Annotated in this window: 6 protein-coding genes; 2 read left to right on the forward strand and 4 right to left on the reverse strand. The window is 50.2% G+C overall.

The genetic code is table 11. The annotated features are described in order from the left end of the window. On the forward strand, window positions 1-432 hold a 432-nt coding region (locus tag IM295_RS06335), incomplete at its 5' end, for a hypothetical protein (RefSeq protein WP_193066407.1). After that, complete coding sequence (locus IM295_RS06340) at window positions 425-2653, forward strand: UvrD-helicase domain-containing protein (RefSeq protein ID WP_193066408.1); 2229 nt, start codon at window positions 425-427, stop codon at window positions 2651-2653. The genes IM295_RS06335 and IM295_RS06340, both read left to right, overlap by 8 nt. Window positions 2654-2809: 156 nt before the next feature. Here IM295_RS06340 and baeR read toward each other — a convergent pair whose 3' ends face one another. From baeR to IM295_RS23060, 4 genes are all read right to left on the reverse strand, one after another. Then, window positions 2810-3532 (reverse strand): two-component system response regulator BaeR, encoded by a 723-nt coding sequence (gene baeR / locus IM295_RS06345; protein WP_047363139.1) that lies wholly within the window; start codon window positions 3530-3532, stop codon window positions 2810-2812. Continuing rightward, entirely contained in the window at window positions 3529-4932 is a 1404-nt protein-coding gene (baeS, locus tag IM295_RS06350; protein WP_182035145.1) for a two-component system sensor histidine kinase BaeS, read from the reverse strand. Before baeS ends, baeR begins: the two co-directional genes overlap by 4 nt. Next, the gene (locus IM295_RS06355; protein ID WP_182035143.1) at window positions 4929-6344 is read right to left on the reverse strand and encodes an MFS transporter; all 1416 of its coding nucleotides are present in this window, start codon (window positions 6342-6344) and stop codon (window positions 4929-4931) included. Before IM295_RS06355 ends, baeS begins: the two co-directional genes overlap by 4 nt. Then, window positions 6345-7212: efflux RND transporter permease subunit (locus IM295_RS23060; protein WP_226859432.1), on the reverse strand; the 868-nt coding region annotated here is incomplete at its 5' end. It lies immediately after the preceding gene.

The following is a 7212-nucleotide window of genomic DNA, read 5'->3' on the forward strand; positions in this document are numbered from 1 at the left end:
AAAATTGATAAACTCACTCGAGATAAGGAAAATATTTCTAACTTTATAAAGATAAAGAAAATAAGAGGTGCAAGTGATAAAAATATTATTGGTGAGATTAAAGAAGCGATTAATAATCCAAAAGAAGAGTTTTTCATTGTACCCATGATTGACTCCCTATTTGATGAATGTGGCGTCGTTAAACTAAGGATGATTCGTCCGGTACATAAAAGTAATGTTTACAAGCATGAAATTGATGCGCGTCTATCTAATTCTTCGGATATGGCTAGCCTTGTTCGGATTGGTAGGTTTAGTGATTATTTGAGATACAGTGTGTCGCAAAATTTCGCAACACTATTTTCACGTATAGGTATGCCGGGTAATTATGAAAGTGACAGAGATGAATCAATTATACTATTAATGGATAAAATAAAAGGGGAAATAGATGAATAAGGTTATTGTTCTCGACGAAGGTAGTGTTAACCTCTTAGAAAGGGCTATAATTAATGAGGAATGGTTTGACACTTTTTCAATCCCTTCACTATATTGTGATAAACTATGTTCGCTAAAATATAATAACAAATTTTATATTTTGTCAAAACAAGCAAAAAAAGATAGTAAATACTTAATAGTGAATACAGGTTCACTCGATGGCTTTTGGGGGCTAAAAGGAAAGGAACTTATATATGCATTTGAACGGTGTTTGTCATTTGCTGTAAGACATTTTAATAAATCTAGCGTCCCTGGTAGGCATTGGGGGGGATATATTGAAGGAAATATAACATCATTTTTTGCAACACAACGTAATTCTGATGATTCATTAAGACTGTATTTTAATACTAACCCTTTTGATACGAAAAACTTATATCTATATAATGCAACAGATAAATTACCAAGAGATCCTAATGAACTTGTTGAGGATGAGAGCTTTATCGATGCGATAAGTGAAGTTGAATCCGCGATTCAATTGTCTAGTTTTAGTATAGAATCAGAGCAGAGTGAAACAGAAACTTTTGGTATAGAACTAACACAACAATTAGAGGATAGTCTATATTATAATTATTCATATCAACAATGGTATGATAACAAATTAACATCTGAACAAAGAAGTTTTGTTGATAAAGATTATAATAACCCGGTACGACTAAAAGGTGCGGCAGGTACTGGTAAGACTTTAGCAATGGTAATTAAGATCCTCAAAGATAGTAATAACTTTGAAAGCAAAGGTGAAAGCAAACGACTATTGTTCCTGACGCATAGCCATGCTACTAGCCAACTGGTTAATAGTATGATTATGTCTATGGATAAAGAAAATAAAATGTCTCAACTCAGGAACGTTAATCTTAAAATATGTTCTTTATATGATCTTGCACAGGACATTTTGAATTATAATCAAAAAGATATTTATCCTATTTCTACTGACGGAAAAGAGGGGCGTGAACTACAATATTCGATAATGGCAGAGCTACTTGAAGAAAAAATAAAAAATTTAAGATTTAGAACTACTAAAATAAATAAATGCTCATCATCTTTTCAAGATTACATATGTAATGAAAGTAGACGACATTTTCTAACTGTCGAAATATTAAATGAGTTTGCCTGTATACTTGATGCCGAAAATATATATTTAGGGTCGGAAAAGTCAAAGGATTATTTGACCGGCAGTCGTGAAAGTTGGCAAATGGTTTTAACAAGCACAGAAGATAGAATATTCTTATTAGAACTCCATAATGCATATCGGGATAAACTAAAGGAGCTCAATGCTCTTAGTATGGATCAAATGATTGCTGATTTGAGTAATTATCTTAGATCACACATTTGGAATCGGATATGTGAAAATGAAGGTTATGATGCAATTTTTGTCGATGAGTTGCATTATTTTACAAAACCAGAACGCATGCTCTTCAATGATTTATGTCGAACTAGGCATGAAAATGGGCGATACCCATTATTTATGGCCTATGATGTTAAACAATCGACTAATGATATATTTTTAAATACGATCAGAAATGAAACAATTGCCAATATTTTTAAATCCACAGGGGTTGGTGCTTCAGAATTGGTTGAATTAACAAAAGTCTTTCGATATACGCCAGAAATAGCAGCTTTTTTGACTGATCTTGATGGTGCGTTTCCTGCTCTTGATTTATCCTCTGAGTGGAACAAACTTAAACTAGATACCGAAAACCAATGCGGCGATATACCTTCTCTAAATATTTATGATAATGATATTGATCTGATTGATAATGTCTTTAATGATGCATCGCGAAAAGCCAGAAAAGACAAGAATAAGAAAGTCGCTATTTTATGTGTAAATGATAAAATATTTTCTAAGTACTTGAATGTTGGTAGGATTAACAGATTGTATGAACCTCTGACATCTAGGGATGAAATGATGAGAACAGTTAAATTTAAAGGTAAATGCATATTTAGCATGCCAGAATATGTTGCTGGAATGCAGTTTGACACAGTGTACTTAATACACGTTGATAAAAATGAACTACCTGATGATATTACTCATAGCGGAGTTCATAGAAGGTTCGTGTCACAGATATACCTTGGGGCGAGTAGAGCGAAAGAGTCTTTGATTATTGCAACATCAAATGAAAGGAGAGGCTTTTCACCGATTTTAAAAAGCGCCATAGATAATGGAACGTTAAAAATCAATCGTTAGCGTAAAAAGTGTAATAAATTAGGATAAAGATATAGTTAATAACATTGTTTTGATGTGATTTTGGCTTATTATTTTAGATTTGGTGTTTTTAATGGCTGGGCAGCTTATTATTGTTGCCCAGTCAATTACTGCCCATAGTTGGATTGTGTTTCCTCATTACGCAATCCTGCACGCATCCGCTTCCCAGCGATACCCCACGCCATACACCGCGCGAATAAATGACTGCTCGGCGTCCAGCGCCTCCAGCTTGCGGCGCAGGTTTTTGATGTGGCTGTCGATGGTGCGATCGGTCACCACGCGGTAATCGTCGTACAGGTGGTTCAGCAGCTGTTCGCGGGAGAAGACTTTTCCCGGCTCGTGGGAGAGGGTTTTCAGCAGGCGGAACTCCGCAGGGGTGAGGTCCAGCAGCTTGCTGCGCCAGCTCGCCTGGAAGCGGCTCTCATCCACAATCAGCGGGCTTTCGGCGTCCAGCATCTGAAGCTCGCGCTGCGGCCTGCAGCGGCGCAGAATGGTTTTCACGCGGGCCACCACTTCACGCGGACTGTAGGGCTTGCAGATGTAGTCGTCCGCGCCGATTTCAAGCCCCAGCAGGCGGTCAATCTCTTCAATTTTGGCGGTGACCATGACAATAGGCACGTCGGAGAAGCGACGAATCTCCCGGCACAGGGTCAGGCCATCAACGCCAGGCAGCATTAAATCCAGCAGGATCAGATCCGGCGGGGTCTGGCGCACGTACGGCAGCACCTGGTCGCCGTGGCTGATCAGTGACGGGGCATAGCTGGCCGCGCGTAAATAGTCGATCAGCAGCTGTCCCAGCTTGGGTTCGTCTTCGACGATCAAAATGCGCGGCGTGTTTTCGTCAATCGGTAACTCGGTCATACTTCTCTCGATAAATCCCGTTCCAGAGGTAACTCTACTGTAATGCTAACCCCGCCAAAAGGCGAATGGGCGGCGCGAATGGTGCCATTATGCGCCTCGACGATGTTAACGCAAATCGCCAGCCCCAGGCCGGAACCGCCGCTGGCGCGGTTGCGGGAGCCTTCGGTGCGGTAAAAGCGCTCGAACAATTTTTCCAGCTGCGCGTCCTGCACGCCGGGGGCGGAATCCGCGAAGGTGAGGGCGAAGCGTCCGTTTTCCTGTTTGCCGGAGATATGCAGCCCGCCGCCGCTGTCGGTGTAGCGCAGGCTGTTCTCCAGCAGGTTGTTAAACAGCTGCATCAGCCGGTCTTTGTCGCCAAATACCACCGCGCTGTCCGGCAGGGAGAGGTCGATTTTCAGGTTGCGGCTGGCAAAGCGTTCCCGGAAGGCGCCGCTGGTAACTTCGAGCACGTTAATCACATCGACGGGCGCCTTCTGGTAGGCCAGTGCGCCTTCGTCGGACATGGAAAGCTGGTGGAGATCGTCCACCAGCTTGGTGAGCGTGCCCACCTCCGCCTGCAGGGAGGCCACCGATTCGGGGGTAAACTGGCGTACGCCGTCCTGAATCGCCTCCAGCTCGCCGCGCAGCACCGCCAGCGGGGTGCGCAACTCGTGGGAAATATCGGCCATAAAGTCGCGGCGCATCTGCTGGTTTTTCTCCAGCGTGCTGGCGAGTTGGTTAAAGTCCTGCGCCAGCTTGCCCAGTTCGTCCTGGCTGCGGGTGTCGACGCGGGTGGTGAAATCCCCGGCGGCCAGCTTGTGCGTGCCTTCCACCAGCCGTTTCACCGGCGCGAGCAGACCGCGCGCCAGCGGGAAGGTGGCGAGCGCGGCGAGCAGGGTGGAGAGAGCGACGATCAGCCAGCTGGTCCGGCGCTGCTGGCGGTCAAAATTGATATCGGTGTTGCGCGTCAGGCGCTCCACCGGTGAGGCGATAACCCAGCCGACGGTCGCGTTATTCACCTTAATCGCCCGGCGGGTGCCGTCCGGCGGTATCGGCGCGCGCGGGCCCACCAGCGTGCGCATATCCTGATCGATTACCCAGAACTGGGTGCGCCAGCCGTGCGGCGGCATGCCCGGGCCAGGCCGATCGTCGCCGGCATCGTGCTCCAGCGAGCGCAGGATCTGGAAAATAAAGCGGTCATTGTTGCGCAGAAAACGCCAGTTGCCGTGCTGGGCGTACTGTTCACTCAGCGCATCGCTTAAGCCCTGTAAACGCTGTTCATTGCCATGCTTAATGTAATCAATAAAACCGCGCTCAAAGCTGATCCGCACCGCCCAGTGCATAGTGATCAGCAGGACGATACAGGTGGCAAAAATCGCCACAAAAAGCTTGCCGGTAATACCCGGACGCCAGAATTTCATGAGCCACTCCTTTTGCCGCGCCTAATCACGACGTTCTTGCTGGTATCATCCGGCACGCGGGCGAAGATGAAAGCGGGCAGGGCGATAATCACCGCCATGCTGAGATAGGTATACAAAAAGACCTGATGCGCCACCGGCGTGTCGACGCTGAGGTGGTGCTGGCCGTACATGCCGAGCAGTAACCCCGCGATAGTCACGCCCACGCTCATGGAGAGCTGCATGATCATCGACAGCAGGCTGTTGCCGCTGCTCGCCAGATCGTCCGGCAGGTCTTTCAGCGTCAGGGTATTCATCGATGAGAAGCGCATGGAGTTGACGATCCCCTGACAGAACAGCACCAGCGGCAGGACGTAGTACCAGCCCATCAGCGCCACGGTCATAAACAGCAGGCTGACCAGCGACAGCCCCAGCGTGGCGGCCACCAGCACGTGACGGTAGCCAAAGCGGTTCACCACCTGCACCACGATGCGCTTCATCCCCATGCTGCCGAGCACCATCGGGATCATCATCAGGCCCGCGTGAAACGGCGAAAACCCCATGCCAATTTGCAGAAACACGGGCGTCATAAACGGCAGCATGCCGCTGCCGATACGTCCGGCGAAGCTGCCGAACAGGCCAAGGCGGTAGGTGGGATTTTTAAATAAGTTCAGGCTGAACAGCGCCTGGTCATTCCCGCGAGCATGCCACAGATACCACAGAATGGCGGTGATGCCGATAACCACCAGCACCCCGAGCGTCAGGGCGGAGATCCCCAGCCCCTTTTGCCCGTCGAGCGCCAGGGTGAGCGTGGCCATGCCCGCCGCCAGCAGAATAAAGCCGAAGAAATCAAAGCGTCGGGTCTGCATTTTGTAGTTCGGCATCAGCGTCAGGGTGGCGATGGCGCCGATGATCCCCACCGGCAGATTGATCAAGAAGATCCAGTGCCAGGAGGCGTACTCCACCAGCATCCCGCCCAGCGCCGGGCCCAGCAGCGGCCCCACCTGGCCGGGCAGGGTGACGAAGGTCATCGCCGCCATATATTGCTCGCGCGGCACAATCTTCATCACCGTTAACCGCCCGACGGGCACCATCATCGCCCCGCCGACGCCCTGCAGCACGCGCGCCGTCACCAGCTGGTCGAGGGTGTTGGCCTGAGCGCAGAACAGCGAGCCAGCGGTAAACAGCACGATGGCGGTAAAGAAGATATTCCGCACGCCCACTTTGTCCGCCAGCCAGCCGCTGGCAGGCAGCATCACGGCCACCGTCAGCACGTAGGAGACAATCACCATGTGCATATGCAGCGGGCTCTCCCCCAGGCTTTTCGCCATGGAGGGGAGGGCGGTGTTGACGATGGTCGTATCCAGCGACTGCATAAAGAAGCCGAAGGCGACTATCCACAATTGCCAGCGAACGTTGCTGGGAAGCTCAGTCATTTACCCGTTTACCGTTTCTCTGTTTTTACGCGAAAAGCGCAGCCGCAGGCGGTCGAAGAACAGATAGACCACCGGCGTGGTGTACAGCGTCAGCAGTTGGCTCATCACCAGGCCGCCGACGATGGTGATCCCCAGCGGCTGGCGCAGCTCTGAGCCGTCGCCGCCTGAGATAACCAGCGGCAGCGCGCCAAACAGCGCCGCCAGGGTGGTCATCATGATCGGACGAAAACGCAGCAGGCAGGCCTGGAAAATCGCCTCTTCCGGCGAGAGGTTGCCGTTGCGCTGGGCGTCCAGCGCAAAGTCCACCATCATGATGGCGTTTTTCTTCACGATGCCGATCAGCAGCATAATCCCGATAAGCGCGATCAGGCTGAATGGCGCGCCAAACAGCTCCAGCGCCAGCAGCGCTCCCACGCCCGCCGACGGCAGCGTCGAGAGGATTGTCAGCGGATGAACGTAGCTCTCATACAGTACGCCCAGCACAATATAGACCGTGGCAATGGCCGCCAGGATCAAAATCACCTGCGAATTCATCGTCTCCTGGAACACCTGCGCGGTCCCGGCAAAGCTGCCGCGCACGGTGGACGGCACGCCAAGCTGCGTCATCGCGCGGTTGATCGCGTCGCTGGCCTCGGAAAGCGACGAACCGGCGGGCAGGTTAAAGGAGATGGTCGACGCCGCCGACAGCCCCTGATGGTTCACCGACAGCGGCGCGTTGGCTGGCCGCCAGCTGGCAAAGTACGAGAGCGGAATCGCCTTGCCGTCGCTGTTAATCACAAACATTTTGTCCAGCGCGCTGATGTCCTGGGTGTAGCGCGGATCGACCTCCATCACCACCTTATACTGGTTCATCGGCTGGTAGATGGTG

This window comes from Enterobacter cloacae complex sp. P14RS (assembly GCF_014895895.1).
Taxonomy (GTDB): Bacteria; Pseudomonadota; Gammaproteobacteria; order Enterobacterales; family Enterobacteriaceae; genus Enterobacter; species Enterobacter bugandensis.

What these genes read in the sequence shown, in the direction of transcription:
- IM295_RS06340 (WP_193066408.1), top strand. Translation starts at nt 425, where the DNA reads ATGAATAAGGTTATTGTTCTCGACGAAGGTAGTGTTAACCTCTTAGAA.
- baeR (WP_047363139.1), bottom strand. Translation starts at nt 3,532, where the DNA reads ATGACCGAGTTACCGATTGACGAAAACACGCCGCGCATTTTGATCGTC.
- baeS (WP_182035145.1), bottom strand. Translation starts at nt 4,932, where the DNA reads ATGAAATTCTGGCGTCCGGGTATTACCGGCAAGCTTTTTGTGGCGATT.
- IM295_RS06355 (WP_182035143.1), bottom strand. Translation starts at nt 6,344, where the DNA reads ATGACTGAGCTTCCCAGCAACGTTCGCTGGCAATTGTGGATAGTCGCC.